Here is a 22,311-nt window from a genome sequence, read left to right on the forward strand (position 1 = left end):
AGCACAGGCTCAGCCATCATGGGAGCGAGAACGGGGCTGAGTCCAATGGGAACGACGCAGGTGCAGTTGATTTTCTTCCAGAATTTTGCGATTCACTGCGAGCAGGTCGGCCACGAAGCCCAAAATCCAGAGTTGAAAGCCCATCAGCATGAGAACCGCTGCCAAAATCAAACTCGGGACGTGCGATCGCGGCGTACCGCCAAAGTACAGCACCAGCCACCGCACCCCGATGAGAAAACCGGCGGTAAACGGCACCGTCCCCGCCAGCGCAAAGAACCGCAGGGGCCGATAGGTCATGAAAATGCGCAGGATGGTGAAGAGCGATCGCTGCACATATACCGGAATGCTTTTGACCAGGCGCGAGGGTCGCAGATCCGCGTTGGTGTGAACCGGGACAGACTCCACCTTCATGCCCTTTTGCCCGGTCTGAATGATGGTTTCCAGGGTGTAAGTGTATTCGTTGAAAACGTTGAATTTCAGCGCGGCCTCGCGACTAAAAGCCCGAAAGCCGCTGGGCGCATCGGGGATTTGGGTATTGCTGGCGAGCCGCACCGCCCAACTGCCCAGCTTTTGCAACTGCTTTTTGACCGGGGAAAAGTGGGGAATGTCTTGAATCGGGCGCGCGCCCACCACCATGTCAGCCTCACCTTGCAGAATCGGATCAATCAGGTGGGGAATATCGGCGGCGTTGTATTGGTTATCGGCGTCGGTATTCACAATGATGTCTGCCCCTGCCCGCACCGACGCTTCGATGCCCGTCATAAAGGCTCTGGCCAGTCCCTGATTGTAGGGAAGCCGCACCACATGGTGAACGCCAGCCGATCGCGCCACTGCCACCGTGCGATCCCAACTGCCGTCATCAATGATCAGCCATTCCACCTGGTCAATGCCGGGCAGGCTGGTCGGCAATTCTGACAGAGTGAGGCCGAGGGTCGCTTCTTCGTTGTAACAGGGAATCTGAATGATGAGCTTAACCATGCAGGCAACCGGGGGCTAGCAGAGTCAATGACGATGAGGTTAGCGGCGATCGCCACCCGACGCGCCCCATTAACATCCAGCATCCATCATCCCCCAATGCGGTCGATTGGCACGGGCGATCGCCGAAAAAATTGCGTCAGTTTCACTCGCTGGTTGCAGGCTACTCTCGGACAGATGGTTTGCTTGAGGAATGGTGCGAGGGTCGTCTCTTCGCGATCGCGGTATTAAAATTAAGGCAATCTCTCAGCGCAATAATTGCCGCGATCGAGGTCACACCATGGTTCAAACCTCAACTCGATACATTACTCAGGCCGCCTTTGAGCAGCTTTGCCACGAGCATCCTGAGCGCCTGATGGAACGTACCGCCCAAGGAGAACTCGTTAACGTGTCACCCGTAGGCGGAGAAGGCAGCAACCAAGAGGCCACTCTCATCATCAAAGTGGGTATCTGGAATGAGCGCACCCAACTTGGTCAAGTCTTTAGCTCTCAAGGCGCTTTCCGATTACCCTTTGGCTCGACTCGCGCACCTGATGTTGCTTGGCTTAGCCAAGACCGCTGGGATGCCTTGACACCGGAACAACGCATTGGCTTTCCGCCCATTTGTCCCGATTTTGTGATTGAGTTGCGGTCTTACTCCCTCTCTGGTGGCCAGCTCAAACCCCAATCGCTCGCAGAGTTGCGGACAAAGATGACCGAGTATGTGGCGAGTGGATTGCGGCTGGGGTGGCTCATCAATCCGCCAGATCAGCAAGTGGAAATTTATCGGCAAGGCCAAGCCGTACAAGTGGTTGCCATGCCCACGGTGTTGTCAGGCGAAGCTGTGCTGCCAGAGTTTGAGCTGTCAGTCTAAGGGCGACTGAACGCTGACATAGGCGATCAGTCTACCGCTCAGAATCAGGGCTGAGCGATGTGCCAAAGGTTGAACGAAAAGGCCGCTTTCCCGCAACCCTCATCAACATCCAGCCTGCCCTCATACAGTTGATCGGCAGGGCCGCCGCCATTTGGTAGGCTCATGCCAAACCCCAGTTTTCAACATAGACGTGGTTTAACTCGAATCACTGTAGTTGCTGGCATTACGGCCTCAGATGAATGAGCGTCGGTCAGGGGGAGTGGCTCCTGACCCCTGACCGGACGCACTATGCCATCGGGGAAGCTGTTGCAGTTGCATCCAGCGTGAGCACAAAATCATTGAAATCGAAGTCGGTGAGATCTTCAAAGCGCCAAACATTGCCATCGCGCTCAATGCGGCCCATGCCACCAATCCCATCGTCAATGGTGACCAGGTTATGAACATTGCCATCGACCAGTAGCGCCGGGGCATAGTAAGCGCCGCCCGCTAGCATGATAGTTTCCTCAACAGTGGATAGATTACTCACCGTCAGTTCTACGCCTTCGAGCAAACTGGTGCGGACAGCATCTTCGTACCCACTATCGCCGGGCTTCAGGCCCGCCACCTGGCCTTGAGCATCGGTCTCATAAAATTGGAGAATGTTGTCGAAAGCGGCTTCGCGAGACAGGGTCAGCTCAGCGGTCACGTCACCATCAAAGCCAGTAAGGTCCAGTAGTTCAGCGATCGCGGCTGGAGCAGGCGCATCAGAAACCGCTGCCAACCCCTGGAAGTTGATATCACCATCCGTCCCAATCATGCCCAGATTCGTGGCTAACCCAGTGGCCAAATCAACGGTGTACAGGGAAGCGTTCGACACCACAAAGGCCGTGTTGTCATCGGGTGACGACGACACAATATCGAAACCACCCAGGGTATCGATATCGAACCCTAAATCGCCAATAGTTTGCAAGACGCCATCATTGGGCGGATTTTGCAGCAGCAGACTGTCGAGGACGGCGTCAATGTCAAAGAGCTGAGTCGCTTCTGTCCCCGCAAAGGAATTGGTATAGGCGGCGGCGGTCACGGTGGGATTTACCCCAGCGTTGACATCCCCCGCAGCAAAGGCCAAATCACCATCAACAATCACGTCGCCTGTATCAACATTGATGCGGAAGTCCTGCTCATTGTCCCCGACTAGGCGGAGGCGATCGGCCACAGGATTGAAGTCAAAGCCCGAAATACTGTCACCCTCAAACGGTAGAGACAATGTACTCACGAGTTCCGCAACGTTATCGCTGGTGGCCAGGTTGCGAATGATGGGGCCATTTTCCCCCGCCACTCCCTGGTGTAGGTGAACCGCGCTTTGAGGATTCCCTTCGGCATCGGGAGCGCCGACCGGCAGTAGCGGACTGGTGAGCTTACTGAAAGTACCCTCAGTGGTCAGTTGGTTGGTTGAGTCATCGTAGATAATCCCAAAGCTGCCGCTCGCCGGGCCATCGGGTGGAGTGACGGCTCCCACTTGCTGACTTTCCGCGATCGCAATGCCGCTGGCGACGATATCGTTTTCCAGCTCAATATCGACTTGACCGCGCAGTTCGCCGCTGCCAAAGTCTGCCGTGTGCAGGTTGACGTAGAAAGCATCATTCAGCAACAGCGCCTCTTCCTCGTCGGTGAGGGTGAAATCCCCAAAGAAACTGCCATTGGGATCGACGGTAAAGTTCCGCACGATCGGCCCATTGGCACCCGCCATGGCATTATGCAGATGAATCGCACTCTGGGGATTGCCTTCGGCATCCGTTGCGCCCACCGGCAATAGGTCGCTGGTCAGCTCGTCGAAGGAGCCGCTAATCGTTAGGGCATTGGTGGCATCGTCATAGATCACGTCAAACATGCCGGTCGCGGGACCATCGGGCACCACGGCACCGACCTGCTGCGCCTCTGACATCACCAGTCCGGTGGCAACAACGTCGTTTTCCAATTCAACGGCCACCTGGCCCCGCAGTTCACCCCCATTGAACCCTTGGGTGTGCAGATTGATGTACAGTCCGCCGTCCTCTAGCAAGACCTGCTCTTCCTCCGTCAGCGTGAAAGAGCCGCCAAAGTCACCGCTAGCAAACCCTGTAGGATCCAGGGTGTAAAGCTCGTTGGCCGTCGTTAGGCCATAGATCAAACCATTCGCAGGCCGAGTATCAATGCCGAGCAGCGTGCCGTTAATGCCAGTCACAGGAATCGACATCGTGTCTTCTGGGCTGGTCGGATCGAAGGCCACTAACGTGTTGTCATCCGTGAGGGCAAAGAGTTGCGTGTTAGCGGCTGCGCCTGTGAACCAGGGCTGAATCGTCCCCGCCGCCACGGGAGCAGTAATGCGGAAGGCTTCGCCATTGCCCAAGTCCAATCCGGGAGGGGCATTGCCCATGGCAGCGGTATCGATCGCCTCTGAAACTTCTGTGGGAATCGTCAACCCATGCAGCACAATCTCGCGGTTGGGCAGCGGTGTCAGGTTGTTGTACTGACGCAACTGATCCGGATCGCTCAAGTCAAAGGTATAGGTCGTGTCGAGGTTGAACTCTGAGCCTGAGGGAAACAGCTCAGCCGGATTGATGTCGCCCGCACCGGCCAGGTTTAAGAAATGGGTGAGCGGCGGCGTCCTGTTGGGAGCCGACTCGATCTGTTCAGAGGTCAAATTCAGCACCACGGGGCCGTAGTTGGGCCGACCTTCCAGAAAATTGAGAAAGCCGTCACTGTCCAAATCGCTATCTGCCAGAGTGGGCAGGATCGAGTTTGCTGGACTGCCACCGGTACCATCAAAGAAGCTGCCATCGCCTTGCTCCAGCAGGGGGCGATCGGCATTACCCGCAAACTGTCCGTGGATATGGGCCACGTGGATACCGCCAATATCCATCAGATCTTCAAGTCCTGTTGCGGCGAGCTGGACGCGCAGGGTACGAGTGGTGGTAGTGGGCGCATCCAAGGTCAGGAGGGCTTCACCCATTGCCATGGAGTTAAAGGGCTCTGCTCCATTAAGCGTGAATAGATTGGTCGTAAACTGTTGCATGAGTAATTTGCTCTAGCTTTTCTTGACATCGTTTGAGCGATCGCGCATGGCTGGTGAGTCCTTCACCAGCCGCCACGACGAGTTGTGGGAGATCGGCCACCCTGGGGGTCGGGTGGCGATGTGATCTACCAGCGTCAGATATTCGAAAATATGGGGTTAGCGGCTTTAGACCTTCAGCACCCATTGGTCGCGGGTGTCGGCACTGACGAAAGCCGCCGGGACATAATCAATTTCCACCCCCAAGCTGATGAAGGCGGCGCGAATCGTGGTGGCATGGGCCGCCTCGGCTGAAGCAATGGTGGCTCCGGCGGTGACCAGAGCGGGCGTCATTAAGCGGGCTACTTCGCTGGCATAGGCGATCGCGGCATCGGTTTCTAGAGCCAGGGCCAACTTGGCGATATTCACATCCGAGTCCAGGCCGCCATCGCCCCGCTCTAAATAGCTAGAGAGGTCATAGCTAGACTCGGCCATGACGGGCATACCCCCGAGGTCGCTAATCACCTGAGCCAAGGTGTCGCGGTGAATCATGTGATCGGCTTGATTAGCCAGGGCAATGTTCAACACCGCTTGCCCCACAGCCGAATCACTCAGCTCGCCCGCCGCCGCACTGTAGGCCCAAATCGCCTGGTGCTCGTAATACAGTGCTCCGTTCAAAATCTCGACATCATTCATGGCCGCATCGCTAGACATCATGCCAGCTTGGGCAGGCCGTTTGGTCAAAGCGGCGAAGCCCAAGGCACCCGCCAGACCTGTGACCGCTCCCCCGGCGACTAACCGACGCCGAGACATCCCTTTTGCAGATCGAGAAATACCGTCAATTGGAAACATGCTCATGGCCTTATCCTTTAAGCGCTAACATCATGGACGGGTTTGCTCTTGCAGAACCCAACCTTGATACGAGCAATCGCCCGAATCGGATTGCCGTTTCCCAAAACAATCCAAATTTCTGCCTTAGTCGTATTATTGGCAGCCCTCATATGCCTCCGTTCATGCCCCGTTCCGATGCTGCTGACCCAGATAGCGATCGCGAGTTGGTTCGCAAGCTTCAAGCGGGTAATACTGACGCTCTGGCGATGCTCTATGACCGCTATGCCCCGATGGTTTACACCCTGGCGCTCAAGATGTTGCAAAATGCGGCGGAAGCCGAAGACCTGACCCAAGAAGCCTTTGTCAATTTCTGGCAGCAGCAAAAATATGATCCAGACCGAGGCAGCGTGGGCAGTTACCTCGCCACCTACACGCGATCGCGCGCCCTAGACCGCCTGCGAGTGGGGGGCGGACGTCGCCATATTATGAAAAAGGTGCAGCGCATGACTGGGGCCACCCTGCATCCCCCCACGCCGTTAGAACAAGCAGCGCAAAGCGAACGCCAGCAACGGCTGCGAGAGGCCCTCAACCGCCTGTCGCCCGCCGAACGGGAAGTGCTCGAAATCGCCTACTTTGAAGGTTTGAGCCAGTCACAAATTGCCCAACGGCTGGGCATTCCCCTCGGCACCGTCAAAACTCGCTCTCGACAAGGGTTGCTCCGCCTCCGTGATGACCTCGGCAATAACATTCTTTAAACTGCACTCTCTGCTCTATGAACTCAAATTCGCTGCCTGACAATTGGCGATCGCACCTAGCCGGTTATGTGCTCAATGACCTGACCGAAGCAGAAACGGCCCAAGTGCGGGAATGGTTGGCCCTTTATCCTGAGGTGGCTATCGAATTGCAGGCTTTGGAGGCGTCCTGGCAGAGTCTGCCAGAGAGCCTGCCACCACAGTCACCACCGCCGCCACTGCGAGATCGGGTTTTAACCGCCGTCCAATCTCCACCCAGCAACCTGGCCTCCCCCCCCGCGTCGCCTACGCCAATCCCTCGGCGGCGGCGTCCTTGGGGCTGGGCTGGGTTGGGGCTCGGTTGGGCCGCCACGGCGGTAGCGCTGATCAGCGTTGTGGCGGAAAACCAGCGCCTCAAACAAGAACTGATTCAGAGTGAGGCCGTAGTTGCCAGCTTTCGTCAGCCGAATAATCGCTTCTACACCTTGGCGGGTACCGCCGCCCAACCCCAGGCCAGCGGTCGCTTAGTCGTTGACCCGGAGAGTGAAACCGCCTTGATTTTCACCGAAAGTTTGCCGCCGCTGATGGCGGATCAAGCCTATCGACTATGGGCGATCGCCGATCAAGCACCGCTCTTTTGTGGGCAGTTCAACCCCAGTGCCGAGCAGTCGAGCAGCCAGTGGCCCCTGCCCGATGCCGCATGCGGAGCGCCGGGCGTCCAGATGCTGATCACCGCCGAATCGGTGGACGCGCCACCACTCCCCGAAGGGCCATTGGTATTACAGAGTCAGTCGTGAGCCCTTGGGACTGTCAATGACTGGTTAGCAGCGACTTGAGTCCGATTAGGTGAGACGGCAGATGCTTTCGCCACCGCGCTCGATATAGCCGCAGATCATGCCCGAGGTAGAATGCCCAAAGGCGCAGCGCCCGTGACGGTCAATGACAATGACGCCCCCTAATCCGTTCACTCGCTCCACGAGGTAATCGATCCCGGCTGTTGCGGCCTCAGCAGCATCCATCCCTTTGAAATGCACATAGTCCGAAATCATTTTGCTGAGCACCGTGCGCTGAAACTGCTCACCGTAGCCGGTGGCAGAAACCGCACAGGTCATATTGTCAGCAAAAACCCCGGCCCCGACGATCGGACTGTCGCCCACGCGACCCCAACGCTTATTCACAATGCCGCCCGTGGAGGTCGCGGCGGCAAGATTCCCGTCGTTGTCTCTGGCGACTGCGCCGATAGTGCCAAACTTGCGCTGCGGTTCGGCATCTTCGTGGTCAAGCATCATGCCGCCCGCTTTTTGGGCCTCGCGCCACTGCCGAATGCGCGCGTCAACCACGAAATAATCATCCGTCATGATTTCGACATTGCAGGTGTTGGCAAATTCCCGCGCCCCTTTGCCAATCAACATGACGTGTTCGCTCTTTTCCAACACCCGCCGCGCCAGGGTGATCGGATTCTTGACGTTGGTGATCCCCGCCACGGCCCCAGCGTCTAAATCGCGCCCATCCATAATGGCGGCGTCCATTTCCACTTCGCCATATTCGTTCAAAACAGAGCCATGACCCGCATTGTAGAGGGGATCATTTTCGAGCGCGATCGCACAATGCTCCACGGCATCCAAGGCCGAACCGCCGGCCTGCAAGAGCTTGCGCCCGCCTTCTAGGATGCTGCCTAAGCTCTGGACAAAGTCATCTTCACTGCCTTCCCGACGAATATGCTCTAGCGCACCCGAGCCACCGTGAATCATGAGAGAAAAGTTATCAGACATATCATTAAGGAAGAATGCAGCCAGGAAGTATTTGACGTTACCACACTTAAAATAGTTGTGCGCTACGGAGCGCGTCACCCTTTACATGAAACTGTCATGCTTACTCTTGACCCCACCGTTTGTCGAGAATCAGTCTTGTCTGAGTGCGCGATCGCGGAAGCAGAAACGCTACAGATTCGCACTGCTTTAATGTTGTCACTTCAGGAAGCGATCGCACAGCAGGGATGGACTTCAGAAGAAGCGGCCAAAGCATTAAGACAAACGCTGCCGCGCATGCAAAACCTCATCAACGGCGAAATTAGTCGCTTCAGCATTGAGCAACTCATTCAACTGTTGGCCCTGACTGGACGGGGGGTCCAAATTTCTGTGGTCAACTGAGTGGTGCTCCACCCATGACATGATTCTACGGGTCTTTGCTAAAAGACACCGAAAAACGCCTCAACCGGGGCGTTTTTTATTAGGGGATCATAACTTTCTGAAGCAAACACTTAAAAATACGTGTGCTTTCGCTGCGGTCAGTAGCCTCTTTCGATACGCTTATGAGGCTAGTTTTTAGCGATGGTCAAGTCTCCGCCATCCAGCCAACTAGCGTTGATTTTAAGGTCTGAGAGCGGTTCGGTTGAGCCATCAACCGATACTCTTGGACTATCGCTGCGGCGTTAGTCCGGTGCGCTACTCTGCATCCCCGCCACGGTCAATCTTTCAGCTCCCCAAGGCTCCGGCCAAACGGGCGCGATCGCGTGGCGGACTGGCTGATTTGTTTTGCCCTATTTCAGTAAGTTATGTGGCCCTATGAAAATCTATAACCACGACATCACCCTCTACACCCGTGATCGTGACCCGAGCGTGGAACTCTATGCGGGCAGAGCCCTGGGGCTGACCGACACCGAAGATAAAATTCAACTGGCCCAGTCATTACAAAGTGAGTGGGAGGCCATTGTTGACCATTACGCCCAAGTCGGGTTATCTCATACCCATGACGTCATTTGGGATGCGTCATTTGAGGTGACCAACCAGTTTCCCGATCGCGAAATCAGCGTCTACTTTTTTGGGGATGTGATTAATTCCCATGACACCTATCGTCAACTGTTTCAACAGTGGGATGGTCAATTTCGCGAAATTGTGGAATTTGTGAATTCCAAAAACAATTTCATTCAGCTATCAGAAGAAATTGGGGTTGCCGTGCCCAAGACGCTGCGGTTTGAGAACTTGGCGGCGGCCAAGGCGTCGAATGACCTAATGTTTCCTTGCTTTATTAAACCGGCAGTTTCTGACCACGGGGTCGGCATTCAGCGCTGTGCCGATGCCGCAGAATTGGCGCAAGCCTTTGCCACTCTAGTCCCCGAAGAATCGCTGCAAATTCAAGAAGAGGTCAAGGCGTCCGCTTTTTTGAACTTGCAATATCAGGTCAGAGAGGGACAGATCGAGCCCCTATTGGTGACGGAGCAAGTGCTGGATGGGTGTGTCCACAAGGGCAATCGCTATCCTGCTAGCCACGAACCCTGGGATCACGTTGCGCCCTTTGCCGACTGGATGGGCGATCGCGGGATGAAGGGCATCTTTGCGGTGGATGTGGCGGTGGTGCCAGAAACCACCGCCACGCGCTATGTGGCGATTGAATGCAATCCGCGCTTCAATGGCTCGTCGTACCCCACCCTCATGGCCGCTCGTCTCAACATTCCCCAGTGGAGCAGCGGCACCTACAAGACCCAATTGCGATCGCTCAAAGACCTGGATTTGCAAGACCTGGCCTATGACCCAACGACCCACAAAGGCGTGATCTTGATTAACTGGGGCATTATCCAAGCGGGCAAACTGAGCGTACTCTTTGCCGGTACCGAAGCCGAGCAAGCGGAACTCGAAACTGCTTTGCAACAACGGCTCTAATATCGGCCCAGGTGCAGCAAACTGGCAGACACCTACCGCATGAATGGAATGTGAATTCCATGCAGCAATCTATGCTCGTTTTTAGAGTCATCACGGCTGAATGGATGACTCATCCTTTTATCTGATCGATTCACTCAAGGGTTCACGTTGCCGACGCAGCTGACATCGGCAGCCAGGGGCGATCGCGCTCACACCGATAAAGATGGCGCACAGTGAGGGCATAAGCCCCGAACCGTAAATTGACAATCCAGTAGAGAAAAGCCACGATTCAAGGCTTCGTTGCTGCCTAACGAAAAGATCGTGCTGTCTTCAAACTCCGTGACCGTGCCACATTCCGCACAAACTAAGTGGTGATGTGCCCCCATTAGCGGATTGCAGAATTCATAAAATTTGCGCTCTTCGGATAAGTTCAATTCTCGCAAAATCCCCAAGTCAACTAATAAGTGCAAAGCACGATAAATGGTTGAAAAGCCAATTTTCTCGCCGCTGGCTGTTAGTTTGTCTTGGACATCTTCAGCGCTAAGGTGTTCGCCTTCGGGCACTTCCCGCAGTACTTGCAAAATCTTTTGTCGCTGCTCGGTAATGCGAAACCCTTCTTGGTTCAAGAGCATTCGTAGCACCTCAGCCGGACTGTCTTCCAGATATAGTCTTTCTGAGATCTTGGAGGAATCGGATTGAGTCATGATTGCTAAGCTATTGAAAGCGGTTTTCGATAGGCCTTGAAACGTCTTATTGATAATGGTTTTCGCTATAGAAAGATATTTTTAAGAAATGAAGATTTTTGCAGCTTGATTAACTTTCGATTAAACAAAAATTGGCAGCTTGTAGCGTTAAGATTAAAAGACGTGTTGAGAGCCTGATAGTAGATTTATCGTTAAAGACTGTTGTTTGCCAATTAAGAAGGAATGACTATGCCTGTCACCGAAACCCATTTGCAAGCCTATAGCGAGGTTGCTGACAATCCGATTTTGCTGGAGAAATCGGTTACTGAGCCCATTGTGGAAGGGCTGGGAATTGCCTACGCCAGCTTCATGGGCCTGTATCTGCAATACCAAAAGCATCACTTTGTCGTGGAAGGTTCGGAGTATTACATGCTCCACGACTATTTTTCTGAAAGCTATGAAGAAGTGCAAGAACATGCCCATGAAGTAGGTGAACGTCTGCATGGGCTGGGCGGCGTGCCTCCGACCTCTTTTGGCAAGCTGGCTGACCTGTGCTGCTTTGCCCCTGAAGATGATGATGTCTATCGCTGTCGTCTGATGATTGATCATGATTTGAAGGCGGAGCAAAGCGTGATTCAAATGCTGCGTCGTTTGGCTGGACAAGCCGAGAGCTTGGGCGATCGCGCGACTCGTTACTTGTTAGAGCAACTGCTGCTCAAAACGGAAGAGCGGGCTTACCATCTAGAGCACTTCTTGATACCAGATAGCCTGAAGCTGAGCTGGTAGTGTCCTGAATCCATTGGGCCACAACCCCGCATTCTCCTGAGCAAGGGGGGCGGGGTTTTTAATGTCAAAAATGCAGGCTAGTTAGGGGGCATGATGTTAGCTGAAATAGACGGCTTTGAGAATCCAAGCGCTCATCAGTAGGTAGGCCACTAAAAGTAGCCAGTGGCTCCAATTTTCTGGGTCAAAGCTGTAGGACATTAGGCGTGTTTGGCGACTAAGGCGATCGCATTCTCGGGGGTGACCCCGCTGATGACTTTTTTGGCATTGGAGAGTTTGAGATTGGGGCCTTTTTTGCAGGCTTTGAGGCACCCGACCCCTTCGACGGAGACGTGCTGCAAGCTGGGGTCAGCGGCGGTCACCGTTTCTAGCGATTCCATAATTTGCCGGCCCCCCCGCTTAAAGCATGTGCCCTTGCGGCAAACCTGCACACAAAGGGGTTTGGGATGGAGGGCCGGAGATTCTGGCGCAGTTGCTGTCTCCACTTGGTTAGGGGCGGGACGGGACACAGTGTCACGGGTCTGCCAGCGTGCTTGCAGAGCGCTCTGCTCGGGCTCTGCCAGGGGCAAAATGTTGATGCCGCGCCACCGCTCCGCTTCACAGTAGGCCCAGACCTGCACAAAGTCGCCGGGGGTCAACTCGCGCACCAGCACCGGACGCAGGTATTTCGGCAACTTAATGGCGTAAGTGGCGGTCTCAGTTTGCAGACAGACGCCTTTAATTTTGCCTTTGGGCGATCGCAGCACGTCAGTAAATTGGCCCTTGAGTACGACGCCTTGGGGGCGTTGCAGCTGGGCACTGGCGATCCGGTCAAGGTCAGGGGTGCGTTTCATACAGTTACCGTCATCTTCCAACAGGTTTCTAGGGCGGCGATCGCCGCATCGCGGGGCAGGGTCACACTGCGCACAACGCTCCAGATCTGCAACACAGCGGTGGGGCTCGTGGCGGCGACTCGTAGCGGCTGACCGCAGTCACAGGCACAGGGCACGGCTAAATCTTGCAGTCGGTTGTAAATCGTCCAGCGATCAACAGGGTCAAGGGTGAGTGCTACGGTCGGGTCGGGCAATGTCATTTCCATAAAGTTAAGTGGCCTAGAGGCGAAGGCAGGTCGATGGCGGGTCAGGAGATGTTAGTGCAAACTGTTCTGAACAAACGAGTGCCAGGGCTGAGTCAGAACTTGAGCTAAACAGCTGGAAAAATCGACGATCTCCTTGCACTGCAAGGCTTATAAGTCGATTTAAGTTCTCTATAGCGGTAACCGTGACTGCTCCCTTAATGACTCTGATTAACAATAAGGTAACCAATCTCTCGCTTTAATGCAACCAATTTTCAATAACCAAGGGTTGATGAGAGGCCCCCGGTCGAATTGGGGCATCACAAAATCTGAAAGGGCGTTGATTTCAGCGATCTTGAGTCGGGTCGTCGTGATGTCACGAAGTATGAATCAGCGTTTCAGAGGGGGCCGCCCTTAATCTGGGCCGCCCCAATTGATTGCTCGCGCCAGGGCGCTGTCCTCCGATCCGGCCAGCCATTAGTCCAAAAAAATCCCGCCCTGGTTGCCCTGGGACGGGATGCGACACACACCTATTCGGAGGCAAACTTGTGGTGGGTAACGCTGAAAGTCGGATCAGCGATCGCCCTTAATGAATCTCTTGCACGGGCACCGCGTCACCGCTGGCGAGCAGCAAAGGGAAGTGGTGAGCATGGGGGCGAGGGCATTGCCTGAATGCCGAGATCAGCCCGGTTGATCATGTCGGCATTGGTCGCGATGCCCCGACCTTGAGTATTCAAAATAGACGCAACGACTATTAACACGAGAAAAGTGGATTTACGGGTAGTGCCGCAAGGAGCGATCGCAGCTAGTTATGAGACAAAACTTTGGCGATGGTCGAAAAATAATGAAGGTGAATTTACGATGCCGATAGGCTCTGTCTTCAGCCGATTTACTGACTTAATTCCTATTTTGCAAAAAGTAAAAGAAGCTGTGGCCGCGATGTTGACAAACTTGAATATCCGTAGCTTTAGTTCATGAATTGATCTCACTCAACTCATTCATGGGCCTGATTGGATGGAGTCAGTGCTAGCGCCGGATCGATTGACGAATTCGCCGCGATCGCTCCCGGCTTGATCCCCACATACAACTTCAAACTCTGATAGCTTACTTAGCAAAAATGTGACGACCCATTACAGCTTAAGGAGCTGCTCCCTGGCATGACTAGGCTGATCCCCGACAATGTAAATACCGTCTGAATCGACATTTGCGGGTGTGAGAGCGATCGCTGAATTTATTGCTTACGGAGATAATTCTCATGGCAATTTCGCAGGGAATACAATGTGCTGGATGTTTGCCCGGCCCTGGCAAGCCGAGCCCCATGATGTGGGCACTGGTGCCGATACAAATTAAAGCTGTTTTGCAGCAAGAAGGATGTAATTTGTATCGGCATTGGGCCCGGCGACAGCATCATTCTTATGTGCGCTTTCAGTATGCGCCGTTGGTCTATAAAGGCGACTTGTTTTATCTACAACGGTGGTCGGCGACGGAGTGGCATGTGTCACCCAGCCAACTCATTTTTCCGAATGAAGGTTGGCCTTGTTCTGAACTCACTCGGCAACATGGCGGCCATTTATCCTTTCTCGTGCGCCGCACCATTGCCCAGCTATTTCCTGATCCAGTGCTGCATTTTAGCGATCGCGTTCCCAATCGCTTAGTCACTATCTCGTAGCCGTTTTGCCACGCAGCTCAGGTTGGGAGGCTCAGACAAAGATACGAGCGATCGCGCCACCGATAAGTCGAAATAAGGCTGCGTTAGGGGGTGCCCCCAGAGGCTCTGACAAGGTTGATCCGGCTTGCCTAAATGATTGAGAACGAGGGCGGCGGCAGCAAAATTTTGGCGTTTAGTGTAATCGTTCACCGTAATCACCGTGGTGAGGTCAGCTCCCTGAGCAGCAGTCAGACCGTGTTCGGTGTCTTCAATGACTAAACAGTTCTGGGGGGCCAGTGCCATCTTATCTAGGACGTAATGGTAGATATCAGCGGCTGGTTTTTTGCGGGGCACGATATCACCCGCCGCAATGACTTCAAACCAGCTGGGGGCATCGGGCGCTAAAGCGGTTTCTAAAAGCGCCAAAGCATTTTCAAGGCGGCTGGTGGTGGCGATCGCTAAGCGGATATTTTGTTGCCGAGCCTCATTAATTAAGCGCTTAATCCCTGGCCGCAGGGAGATCTGCCCCGACTGTAGTAGCGCCGCATAGTAACCGGTTTTCGCGTGATGAATTTCAGCGATGAGTTCATCTAAATCGCAACCAACTGGTAACGGTGGCGCATATTTTTCGATAAAGAAGTGGATGCGCTCTTTACCACCTGCCACTTGCAGCAGCACGCCGTAAATTCCCTGTGACCAGTGCCAAGGCAAGCCAGCTGCGGCAAAGGCTTGATTAAACGCGACGCGATGACCGTCGCGTTCAGTTTCAGCCAGGGTGCCATCGACGTCAAAAATTAACGCTTGTAGGGTGGTCATCATGATTTCTCGGGTGCAGACTCGTGATTAAGCAGGGTTATCAATAACGCACGGCGTATGTGTTTAGCGTCAAACTACCGAAGATCCCCCTTCATTCCCCTTCACAAGGGGGACTGCCAACCCGTATGTTACGAGCCCCTTTGTGAAGGGGGCGGCGACAGCGGGGAATCTTACGGAACGCTAAAAGGTACATCGCGGCCACACTGCGGACTCTCGCCATCCATCCCTGGCGCAGTTGGGCGGCCCCGCCGCGACACGTCATCCATAAATCCGCGCATCCGCCCGTGCCAGTAGCAGACATGACCGCCCTTGGGCGCACCGCCCGTGCCCTGACGGTAGTCAAATTATTGAGCATTTTCTCACACACATGCCTGAATTTATCCTCGCCCCCAGGCTGAGGCCATCGCCCCCAGCCTGGGGTTTAGTTATATTTACAAACCGTAGCGGGGCTTTGCGCCAGCGGCTTAGGCTGATAAGGTGTCGGGCGATGTTGCTGCTGGGAGGCATGTCACCGTTGTGGGCTGGGTGTGGCATGACCTCCAGTGCGAGAATATACGCGGCCCCCGTACTATCCCCTAAGTGGGTAGAAAATCATTTGCCAGTGATTTATCCTCGCCAGGGGCCGGAGATGCTGTATGGCAAGGAGGCTAAAGATGCCTGGACATTTCAAGAAAATCTGTTGACGTTTGCGTCCTTGCGGGCGTTCGGCGATGGGACAGGTTTATCAAGGATTATTACCGTCTCTCCCCTAATTGACTACCCAGGTGAATCATAGAGATACGCTGACAGTCAGGTGCTTGGGCATGATGGTCGCCTCTTTTGATAGAATCTCTCATCAGCATTTTCTGTTATGTGTGCAGTCCCCAATCAACGACAACCGACCATTGCACATCACGTCATTTACCATGTCACCATGGCGGCAATCCGAGTATCCGTTCTTACCTGAATGACGCTGCTGGTGCGATCGCTATCGTGGATCCGCTCGCCGCGCCACGCCACACCGCTCTAACCATCCACAACTCTCCTTTGTGTTCCATCAATGTGATGCCTCTGCAACCCCCGACGCCGCCCCAAACCAACCTCGTTGATGAAATCGTTGTGCTGATTAACGAGGCCAAGGATCTCCCCACACTGCTGCAGCAAATTGCGGTCAAAGTCCGGGCCTTTTTAGCCGTCGATCGCATCAAGATTTACCAGTTCGCGGCGGATGAAAGTGGGGCCGTGGTGGCCGAAGCGATCGCCCAACAACGATTACCCTCCCTATTGGGATTACACTTTCCCGCGACCGATATTCCCCTCGATGCCAAGCAGAGTCTCCGCGATTCACCCCACGGCACGCTGATTGATGTGGTCGGCAAATACAAGATTCGCTGCCAGGGGTTGCTGGCCCACACCGGCCATGTGCCCCAACCCCAATCTGGGGGCGAGACCTATGAGCCCGTGGATCCCTGCCATCTGCAATACCTGCTCAACATGGGGGTGCTCACCTCCTTGACCATGCCAATTATGCAAAAGCAGGCCATGTGGGGACTATTGGTGGCTCACCACAGCACATCGAAGCGATTTTCGGACACGCAGCTCGCCACCCTAGAACTGATCACCAAAGAAATCACCCTCTGCATTGCGCAAAAAACGCTCCAGCAGACAGCCCAGCGCCAACAAATCGAAGAAGCCTTTTTGCAACGGGTGGAAACAGTATTTCATGCCCACTCAACCCGCCAGCTCCTCGACGCACTGCTGACGACTGACCGTCTTGCGCCCTTGCTGAGCGAAATGCTGACCCTGTTTCAGGCGGATGGCAGTGCCCTCTATTTCGCCCCGAGTCTGGTCTTAGAGCAACCGCGCGTTTATAGCCAGGGCTGCGCGACTGAGCCGCTCGACCGTTTAGTCGATTACATGCCCTGGCAGACCTTGTTGCAAGGCCAAGTGGCATCCCCTGCTCCGCCGACTCCGCCCACCCCCGTCGCGACCATGCCACAGATTATGACGCAGATTTATGAGCGGGACGATCTGGTCGCAGATGACACCATTTATGACGCCTTGACGAGTGCCCAAGTCGGCACGTTATTAATCATCCCCATCCGATCGCACCAACAATGGTTGGGCAGCATTATCCTCCTGCGGCAGCCCCGGCAGCTCGAAAAACTCTGGGCGGGGCGTCAGGTTGCCGATGAACGCAATACCTTGCCTCGCCAATCGTTTGCGGTCTGGTGCGAACATCAGCAAACCACCCCGCCCTGGCAATCGGCTGACTGTCAATTGGGGCAAAAGGTGGGGCATCATCTGTACGTGGCGTTGGTGCGGCAACAACTCGCCCATTTGATCGACTATCAAGCCGCCCACGATAGTTTGACGCAGTTACCCAATGCGGACTTTTTTCGGGGGCAGCTGGGGTTGGCCCTAAATCAGGCCATCACCACCGGCGAACTAATCGCCATCATCATGATTGACCTCAATCACTTTAAGCGGGTGAATAACGCGCTGGGGGTGATGGCCGGTGATCATTTGCTTCGAGAAGTGGCTCTACGGTTGCAAGTTGGGCTGCAACAGCGATCGCTGACCAATGCCGTCTTATCACGCTGGCATGGCGACTGTTTTATCCTGCTACTGCCGAATATCATCGATAGTCAAACCGTCAAGCAGCACTGTCAGTGGCTCTTAGAACGCCTCCAAGATCGGTTCATCGTGGGCGGCGAAACGGTGCAGCTCACCGGGAATGCCGGGATCACTTTTGCCCCTTACGATGGCGACACCTACGAGCTGATCATTCAACATACAGAACTGGCCTTAAATGAGGCCAAAAAGCTGGGCAGTGCCGCCTGCCTCACCTACGATGCCGACATGAGTCGCCACACCCTGAATCCGCGACTGGCCCTGGAGTCTGCATTAGGCCGCGCTCTGGAACGGCAAGAACTACAGCTGTATTATCAACCCCAGGTGAATGTCGCCACGGGTGAAATTTGGGGATTTGAGGCTTTACTGCGTTGGTCTTCGGCAGACTATGGCTCGGTGTCTCCTAGTGTCTTTATCCCCATGGCGGAAAATCTGGGGCTCATTCGCACCTTGGGCTTTTGGGTGTTTCGTACAGCCTGTAACCAGGTGGTGACGTGGCAACGGGAGACTAATTTTACCTATCGCGTCAGCGTGAATCTCTCGCCCCATCAGCTGCGAGATCCCGATTTGTGTCAACACTTTGAGCGCATTTTGGCCGAGACCGGCGCACGGCCCCAAGATTTAGGGTTAGAAATCACCGAAAGCACCGTGATGGATAACTACGAAGACGCAATATTCACGCTGGGCCAGTTACGCGCCATGGGGTTTGAAATTGCTATCGACGATTTTGGCACGGGCTATTCTTCCCTCAGCGTCCTGCGGACTTTGCCCATCGATACGTTCAAAATCGCCCAGCAGTTTTTACTGGGGGTGCTGTCTTCGGCCAAAGATGCGGCGCTTTATCGCGTCATTGTGAATCTGGGCAGTTCTTTGGATTTAGCGATCATCGCCGAGGGGGTCGAAACCCAAGCCGAATGGGATTTTGTGCAGTCGGCTGGGGTGCCGGTTGTGCAGGGCTATTTTGCGGGCAAGCCGATGATGGCGAGCCTGGTGCCGGGCTGGCTGCGACAGCAACAGCGACGGGGTCAGCTCAGTATCGGCTTAGATGTCGTTGACGCGACGGAGCCGACGACTGCGGGGGGGGCGGCAGTCCTCTCATTCGTCACTAACCTCACTGCGGAGCCGACGTTTCCCGATCTGGAGCAGGCGATTCGGCAAGGTCTGATGGAATATCAACAGATCCAAGACCTGCTGCAACAACAAGCTGAACGCGAGCATTTGGTGCTGGAAATTGCCAACAAGATTCGCCAGTCGCTGGATCTTGATTACATTCTCGATACCTTAGTGACGGAAGTGCGCCAGGTCTTGGGGTGCGATCGCCTGTTTCTCTTTCAGTTTGATGATCATTGGGCTGGAACGGTGGTGGTCGAGTCCGTCAGCGACCCAGATTATTCCATTTTGGGTGAATGGATCGATGAGCCTTGTTTTCGCAATGAGTATGTCAAGCTTTATCGCCAGGGGCGGATTCGGGCGATTGATGACATTACCCAAGTGGGTCTGCATCCCTGCCATTTAGAGATGTTGCAGCAATATCAGGTGAAGTCTAATTTAGTCTTGCCGATCCTGTATCAAGATGACCTCTGGGGCTTGATGATTGCCCACGAGTGCGATGCGGTGCGCCACTGGCAATCGAGCGAAATTACCTTGCTAAAAGCAATTGCCGTGCAGGCGGCGATCGCCATTCATCAGGGCGAACTGTATCAGGATTTGCAGACCGCCAACGCCAGTCTGGAGCAGTTGGCCCATCTGGATGGGCTAACGCAGATTCCGAATCGCCGCAAATTTGACGAGCATTTGACCCATGAATGGCAGCGGGCCATCCGATCGCATCAACCGCTATCCCTGATCTTGTGCGACATCGACCATTTCAAAAAATATAACGACACCTATGGTCACCAAGCGGGCGACACTTGCCTCCAGCGCGTGGCCCAAACGCTCTCGCAACTGGTGCAACGTCCCTGTGACTTGGTGAGCCGTTACGGTGGGGAAGAATTTGCAGTGGTGCTACCCGATACCACCGCTGAGGGAGCCCTACACCTCGCGCAAAAACTGCGAGCCCATGTGCGCGGGTTGTCGCTGCCCCATCGGCATTCGGAGTCGGGCGTCGTTACCCTTAGTCTGGGGGTGGCGACGATGCTGCCGCAGGCGAGGCAACGCCCCCACCAATTGATTGAGGCGGCTGACCAAGCCCTATACCAAGCGAAGGATGCGGGGCGCGATCGCTGCTGTGCCCAACCGCTGGCGGGGGCGTAAAGTCAACGCTGGGGGTTCCACCGCTAGCCGCCAACAGTGCATCAATCAGTACTGCTGCATCCCTGTTAGCCACCGCGATTGATGGCTGATCAACAGCCGGCATCGCCGACGACGGTCATGTTCACTGGGCCGCCGGACACGCCTTCCAAAATTAGTTGCCCCTGCTGAATATTGACCGATTCATACCCTTTCTCCGACCCGACACTGGCGGTCACATTCACCTCCAAGCGACCATCGTTGCTGACAAAGCTCTGGGTGGCCGATTGACCGTAGAATTCTGGCCCGGAGGCAGCGGTGCGGCGAAACTCCGTCATGGTGCCGTCCAGCTTCATCCACATCGACTCGCCCGGTAAGCCGTTGAAGAAGACAAAGCTGCCAGGGTTGTCGGCTGGCCACAGGGTCATGCCACAACCACCGCCGCCCACGGCAAACAACTCATCCGTGGTGAAGGCATTCACCGGACGGCCCAAACTGTTGTTGGCACTGCTATTTGTACTGATAAAGTCGCCGCGAATCCAGCCTTCGGCCCCGGATTCCTCAAATTTGACGTAATACCAGGTCAACTCGCCCTCGCCCTCAGCCGCGCGGAGTAACTGCACCGGATCCCCCACTAGGCCATATCCAGGGGAGTCGGATGCCGTCGTGGGTTGCGATCGCAGGTTGATTTGCGCCTCAGCTTGGGCCGCCTTAATGTCGCCACCTGGGGCGGACTGATGGCGGTTCCCGCCGCACTGGGGGGGGCAGTCGGGGTGGTCGGGGCGGTTGGCGTCTCTGGCTCAGACGGGGTAACGGTTTCTGCCGTTGGTTCTTCTGGCTCGGTCAGCGGCTCTGAAGTCGTCGAGTCGCCCCCACCACAGGCCGCTAGTAAGCTGCTACTCAAAAGCAGACTAATCCCAATGTTGATAATGCGATCGCGGGTCATGACCTCGTTCCAGGATGATGAATTAATGATAGAAACTGCATGACCGCAATGACGGCACCGCGCAACAATGCTTTGTGATGCGGGTGTCAGCGGCGGCCCTTTAGGGCGATCGCCAGGTTTGGCGAAGGTGCATGGCAGCGGCCAGACTCAGCACATCGCACTGCCACTCTGGCAGAATCAGCGTCATCAAGATCTCTTCAACGCTATTGAGCCAGCACAGGGCGATCGCGAACCACAACAGTTGGTCATTGCCAAAGCCAAACAGGCCGACGGTGGCCACCAGCAAAGTCAAGCCCCAAATTTTGGCCGTGTAGGTATGAAAGCTGGGCAATTTTTGAAACTTGAGCAAACTGATCGCAAATAGGGTGAGCTGAGCCGCCATGGCGACTAATAGCGGACTTTGAAAACTGCGTAGCGTTTGCGGAAACACCAGCCAAACACTGAATGCAACGCACACATACAAACTAATATCCGCCCAACTATCCGCAACGCGCAGCCGCTCGGTACTCACGCCCAATTTTCGCGCAATGATGCCATCAAAAATATCGGACAACACCGCCACCACATACCCCACCACAAATACGATGCCGGTTTGATGATCGAAGGCATCAAGGAGTAGGAGTGGCGCGATCGCAAACCGCAACCCCACTAAAATTATGGGAATATTTTCAAATTTTAGCATTGCAACTTAGTTGGGAGCTTCAAATACCCGATTCGCCTAAACTTCCGCAGAGGCACTGTGGAACGGTTGAGATCGTGGGTAGCCAGCCATGCTCACTCTTGAATATGAATGAGCAAAGATCAAGGAAGATTGTCCGCTACCCTTTACTGTCACACCACCGAGGCCGGTGTCAGTAAAGTTTCAGTGGTGACAACCGTCGCAAATTCCCCGTGTAAGCTGGCCAGAGAAATGTCATGAACCTGTGCCGCTTTGTACACAGTCCCATCGGGGCCTTCCCGGTCAAAAGTAGCAGTGGCATCGGACACCACAAAAGTCGTAAATCCCAGATTGCCCGCCATGCGAACTGTTGTCGAAACGCAGTGATTCGTAGTCAAACCGACGGCCACGAGGGCATTGATTCCTTGTTCCCGTAAATGTGCCTCTAAAGCTGTACCGATAAAGGCGCTATTCACCGATTTCTGAAAAACTGGCTCGCCGGCTTGCGGCTCAACGACATCCTGAAAAGCGCAGCCGGGGCGATCGGGTCTGAGGGGTGATTCTGGTTCGGTGGAGCAATGTTGAATGTGAATAATTGGGCGACTACTAGCCCGCCAATACGCCAGGAGTCGGCCAATGTTCTGCTCCGCTGCTGGATTATTTCTCGGCCCCCATTTCGGATCTTCAAGCCCTTTTTGGACATCAATAATCAGTAATGCAGCGCTCTCAATAGTCATGGCGATTTACCCTGTAACGTTCCGGTTGAGCGGCTGCCGATAACTCTTGCTGCAACACTGATCGATTCTACCAGTCCGCTTCAATCGGGTTGTTATGCGGCATTTT

General features: G+C 54.8%; 23 protein-coding genes. 10 read left to right on the plus strand and 13 right to left on the minus strand.

Going from position 1 to position 22,311, the window contains the following annotated elements; all coding sequences use genetic code 11:
• Positions 1-9 precede the first annotated feature (9 nt).
• On the minus strand, positions 10-978 hold the full coding sequence (locus JUK32_RS06835; protein WP_204138102.1) for a glycosyltransferase family 2 protein: 969 nt from the start codon (positions 976-978) through the stop codon (positions 10-12).
• Positions 979-1,255: 277 nt separating this feature from the next.
• Between JUK32_RS06835 and JUK32_RS06840 the strand changes: the two genes are divergently transcribed.
• A complete protein-coding gene (locus JUK32_RS06840) occupies positions 1,256-1,828 on the plus strand; it encodes a Uma2 family endonuclease (protein ID WP_204138103.1) in 573 nt (190 codons plus the stop codon).
• A gap of 286 nt (positions 1,829-2,114) precedes the next feature.
• Here JUK32_RS06840 and JUK32_RS06845 read toward each other — a convergent pair whose 3' ends face one another.
• From JUK32_RS06845 to JUK32_RS06850, 3 genes are all read right to left on the minus strand, one after another.
• Entirely contained in the window at positions 2,115-4,862 is a 2,748-nt protein-coding gene (locus JUK32_RS06845) for a DUF4394 domain-containing protein (protein ID WP_204138104.1), read from the minus strand.
• Positions 4,828-4,962, minus strand: a complete 135-nt coding sequence (locus tag JUK32_RS27985) for a hypothetical protein (protein WP_255538171.1) — start codon at positions 4,960-4,962, stop codon at positions 4,828-4,830. Before JUK32_RS27985 ends, JUK32_RS06845 begins: the two co-directional genes overlap by 35 nt.
• Positions 4,963-5,027: 65 nt before the next feature.
• Complete coding sequence (locus JUK32_RS06850; RefSeq protein WP_239112393.1) at positions 5,028-5,651, minus strand: DUF4439 domain-containing protein; 624 nt, start codon at positions 5,649-5,651, stop codon at positions 5,028-5,030.
• A gap of 200 nt (positions 5,652-5,851) precedes the next feature.
• Between JUK32_RS06850 and JUK32_RS06855 the strand changes: the two genes are divergently transcribed.
• Positions 5,852-6,424 carry a sigma-70 family RNA polymerase sigma factor gene (locus JUK32_RS06855; protein WP_204138105.1) on the plus strand — a complete coding sequence of 191 codons (573 nt, stop codon included), beginning with the start codon at positions 5,852-5,854 and terminating at the stop codon, positions 6,422-6,424.
• 17 nt (positions 6,425-6,441) lie between these two features.
• On the plus strand, positions 6,442-7,197 hold the full coding sequence (locus JUK32_RS06860; RefSeq protein WP_204138106.1) for an anti-sigma factor: 756 nt from the start codon (positions 6,442-6,444) through the stop codon (positions 7,195-7,197).
• A 45-nt stretch (positions 7,198-7,242) separates the two neighbouring features.
• On the opposite strand, the gene JUK32_RS06865 is transcribed toward JUK32_RS06860, so the two are convergent.
• Positions 7,243-8,172, minus strand: a complete 930-nt coding sequence (locus JUK32_RS06865) for an isoaspartyl peptidase/L-asparaginase family protein (RefSeq protein WP_204138107.1) — start codon at positions 8,170-8,172, stop codon at positions 7,243-7,245.
• A gap of 96 nt (positions 8,173-8,268) precedes the next feature.
• Here JUK32_RS06865 and JUK32_RS06870 point away from each other — a divergent pair, with 96 nt between their 5' ends.
• Positions 8,269-8,550 (plus strand): helix-turn-helix domain-containing protein, encoded by a 282-nt coding sequence (locus tag JUK32_RS06870; RefSeq protein ID WP_204138108.1) that lies wholly within the window; start codon positions 8,269-8,271, stop codon positions 8,548-8,550.
• 414 nt (positions 8,551-8,964) lie between these two features.
• The gene (locus tag JUK32_RS06875; RefSeq protein ID WP_204138109.1) at positions 8,965-10,059 is read left to right on the plus strand and encodes an ATP-grasp domain-containing protein; all 1,095 of its coding nucleotides are present in this window, start codon (positions 8,965-8,967) and stop codon (positions 10,057-10,059) included.
• Between the two features lie 188 nt (positions 10,060-10,247).
• On the opposite strand, the gene JUK32_RS06880 is transcribed toward JUK32_RS06875, so the two are convergent.
• The gene (locus tag JUK32_RS06880) at positions 10,248-10,742 is read right to left on the minus strand and encodes a Fur family transcriptional regulator (protein WP_204138110.1); all 495 of its coding nucleotides are present in this window, start codon (positions 10,740-10,742) and stop codon (positions 10,248-10,250) included.
• Between the two features lie 228 nt (positions 10,743-10,970).
• Between JUK32_RS06880 and JUK32_RS06885 the strand changes: the two genes are divergently transcribed.
• Positions 10,971-11,507: a Dps family protein gene (locus tag JUK32_RS06885; RefSeq protein ID WP_204138111.1), complete on the plus strand. Its 537-nt coding sequence runs from the start codon at positions 10,971-10,973 to the stop codon at positions 11,505-11,507.
• Positions 11,508-11,704: 197 nt separating this feature from the next.
• On the opposite strand, the gene JUK32_RS06890 is transcribed toward JUK32_RS06885, so the two are convergent.
• Both JUK32_RS06890 and JUK32_RS06895 read right to left on the minus strand, forming a co-directional pair.
• Positions 11,705-12,337 (minus strand): (2Fe-2S) ferredoxin domain-containing protein, encoded by a 633-nt coding sequence (locus JUK32_RS06890; RefSeq protein ID WP_204138112.1) that lies wholly within the window; start codon positions 12,335-12,337, stop codon positions 11,705-11,707.
• Entirely contained in the window at positions 12,334-12,582 is a 249-nt protein-coding gene (locus JUK32_RS06895; RefSeq protein ID WP_204138113.1) for an Asr1405/Asl0597 family protein, read from the minus strand. Before JUK32_RS06895 ends, JUK32_RS06890 begins: the two co-directional genes overlap by 4 nt.
• A 744-nt stretch (positions 12,583-13,326) precedes the next feature.
• Here JUK32_RS06895 and JUK32_RS06900 point away from each other — a divergent pair.
• Both JUK32_RS06900 and JUK32_RS06905 read left to right on the plus strand, forming a co-directional pair.
• Positions 13,327-13,536: a hypothetical protein gene (locus JUK32_RS06900; RefSeq protein ID WP_204138114.1), complete on the plus strand. Its 210-nt coding sequence runs from the start codon at positions 13,327-13,329 to the stop codon at positions 13,534-13,536.
• A gap of 340 nt (positions 13,537-13,876) precedes the next feature.
• Entirely contained in the window at positions 13,877-14,227 is a 351-nt protein-coding gene (locus JUK32_RS06905; protein ID WP_204138115.1) for a hypothetical protein, read from the plus strand.
• Here JUK32_RS06905 and JUK32_RS06910 read toward each other — a convergent pair.
• Complete coding sequence (locus JUK32_RS06910; protein ID WP_204138132.1) at positions 14,210-15,022, minus strand: HAD-IA family hydrolase; 813 nt, start codon at positions 15,020-15,022, stop codon at positions 14,210-14,212. The genes JUK32_RS06905 and JUK32_RS06910 overlap by 18 nt on opposite strands.
• 487 nt (positions 15,023-15,509) lie before the next feature.
• Between JUK32_RS06910 and JUK32_RS06915 the strand changes: the two genes are divergently transcribed.
• A complete protein-coding gene (locus tag JUK32_RS06915) occupies positions 15,510-15,797 on the plus strand; it encodes a hypothetical protein (RefSeq protein WP_204138116.1) in 288 nt (95 codons plus the stop codon).
• A 269-nt stretch (positions 15,798-16,066) separates the two neighbouring features.
• A complete protein-coding gene (locus tag JUK32_RS06920) occupies positions 16,067-19,888 on the plus strand; it encodes a diguanylate cyclase domain-containing protein (protein WP_204138117.1) in 3,822 nt (1,273 codons plus the stop codon).
• A gap of 89 nt (positions 19,889-19,977) precedes the next feature.
• On the opposite strand, the gene JUK32_RS06925 is transcribed toward JUK32_RS06920, so the two are convergent.
• The 4 genes from JUK32_RS06925 to JUK32_RS06940 form a co-directional block, all read right to left on the minus strand.
• Positions 19,978-20,499 (minus strand): hypothetical protein, encoded by a 522-nt coding sequence (locus JUK32_RS06925; RefSeq protein WP_309224503.1) that lies wholly within the window; start codon positions 20,497-20,499, stop codon positions 19,978-19,980.
• Positions 20,499-20,810: a hypothetical protein gene (locus JUK32_RS06930; RefSeq protein WP_204138119.1), complete on the minus strand. Its 312-nt coding sequence runs from the start codon at positions 20,808-20,810 to the stop codon at positions 20,499-20,501. The genes JUK32_RS06925 and JUK32_RS06930 overlap by 1 nt, the downstream gene beginning before the upstream one ends.
• A gap of 100 nt (positions 20,811-20,910) precedes the next feature.
• Entirely contained in the window at positions 20,911-21,492 is a 582-nt protein-coding gene (locus JUK32_RS06935; protein WP_204138120.1) for a CDP-alcohol phosphatidyltransferase family protein, read from the minus strand.
• Positions 21,493-21,641: 149 nt separating this feature from the next.
• On the minus strand, positions 21,642-22,205 hold the full coding sequence (locus JUK32_RS06940) for a cysteine hydrolase family protein (RefSeq protein WP_204138121.1): 564 nt from the start codon (positions 22,203-22,205) through the stop codon (positions 21,642-21,644).
• Between the last annotated feature and the right edge of the window lie 106 nt (positions 22,206-22,311).

The organism is Halomicronema sp. CCY15110 (assembly GCF_016888165.1).
In the GTDB taxonomy this organism is placed as follows: Bacteria; Cyanobacteriota; Cyanobacteriia; order Phormidesmidales; family Phormidesmidaceae; genus Halomicronema.

What these genes read in the sequence shown, in the direction of transcription:
- JUK32_RS06885 (WP_204138111.1), top strand. Translation starts at nt 10,971, where the DNA reads ATGCCTGTCACCGAAACCCATTTGCAAGCCTATAGCGAGGTTGCTGAC.
- JUK32_RS06875 (WP_204138109.1), top strand. Translation starts at nt 8,965, where the DNA reads ATGAAAATCTATAACCACGACATCACCCTCTACACCCGTGATCGTGAC.
- JUK32_RS06910 (WP_204138132.1), bottom strand. Translation starts at nt 15,022, where the DNA reads ATGACCACCCTACAAGCGTTAATTTTTGACGTCGATGGCACCCTGGCT.
- JUK32_RS06870 (WP_204138108.1), top strand. Translation starts at nt 8,269, where the DNA reads ATGCTTACTCTTGACCCCACCGTTTGTCGAGAATCAGTCTTGTCTGAG.
- JUK32_RS06855 (WP_204138105.1), top strand. Translation starts at nt 5,852, where the DNA reads ATGCCCCGTTCCGATGCTGCTGACCCAGATAGCGATCGCGAGTTGGTT.
- JUK32_RS06850 (WP_239112393.1), bottom strand. Translation starts at nt 5,651, where the DNA reads ATGTCTCGGCGTCGGTTAGTCGCCGGGGGAGCGGTCACAGGTCTGGCG.
- JUK32_RS06905 (WP_204138115.1), top strand. Translation starts at nt 13,877, where the DNA reads ATGATGTGGGCACTGGTGCCGATACAAATTAAAGCTGTTTTGCAGCAA.
- JUK32_RS06920 (WP_204138117.1), top strand. Translation starts at nt 16,067, where the DNA reads ATGCCTCTGCAACCCCCGACGCCGCCCCAAACCAACCTCGTTGATGAA.
- JUK32_RS06835 (WP_204138102.1), bottom strand. Translation starts at nt 978, where the DNA reads ATGGTTAAGCTCATCATTCAGATTCCCTGTTACAACGAAGAAGCGACC.
- JUK32_RS06845 (WP_204138104.1), bottom strand. Translation starts at nt 4,862, where the DNA reads ATGCAACAGTTTACGACCAATCTATTCACGCTTAATGGAGCAGAGCCC.
- JUK32_RS06930 (WP_204138119.1), bottom strand. Translation starts at nt 20,810, where the DNA reads ATGACCCGCGATCGCATTATCAACATTGGGATTAGTCTGCTTTTGAGT.
- JUK32_RS06860 (WP_204138106.1), top strand. Translation starts at nt 6,442, where the DNA reads ATGAACTCAAATTCGCTGCCTGACAATTGGCGATCGCACCTAGCCGGT.
- JUK32_RS06935 (WP_204138120.1), bottom strand. Translation starts at nt 21,492, where the DNA reads ATGCTAAAATTTGAAAATATTCCCATAATTTTAGTGGGGTTGCGGTTT.
- JUK32_RS06840 (WP_204138103.1), top strand. Translation starts at nt 1,256, where the DNA reads ATGGTTCAAACCTCAACTCGATACATTACTCAGGCCGCCTTTGAGCAG.
- JUK32_RS06865 (WP_204138107.1), bottom strand. Translation starts at nt 8,172, where the DNA reads ATGTCTGATAACTTTTCTCTCATGATTCACGGTGGCTCGGGTGCGCTA.
- JUK32_RS06895 (WP_204138113.1), bottom strand. Translation starts at nt 12,582, where the DNA reads ATGGAAATGACATTGCCCGACCCGACCGTAGCACTCACCCTTGACCCT.
- JUK32_RS06880 (WP_204138110.1), bottom strand. Translation starts at nt 10,742, where the DNA reads ATGACTCAATCCGATTCCTCCAAGATCTCAGAAAGACTATATCTGGAA.
- JUK32_RS06915 (WP_204138116.1), top strand. Translation starts at nt 15,510, where the DNA reads ATGTTGCTGCTGGGAGGCATGTCACCGTTGTGGGCTGGGTGTGGCATG.
- JUK32_RS06940 (WP_204138121.1), bottom strand. Translation starts at nt 22,205, where the DNA reads ATGACTATTGAGAGCGCTGCATTACTGATTATTGATGTCCAAAAAGGG.
- JUK32_RS06890 (WP_204138112.1), bottom strand. Translation starts at nt 12,337, where the DNA reads ATGAAACGCACCCCTGACCTTGACCGGATCGCCAGTGCCCAGCTGCAA.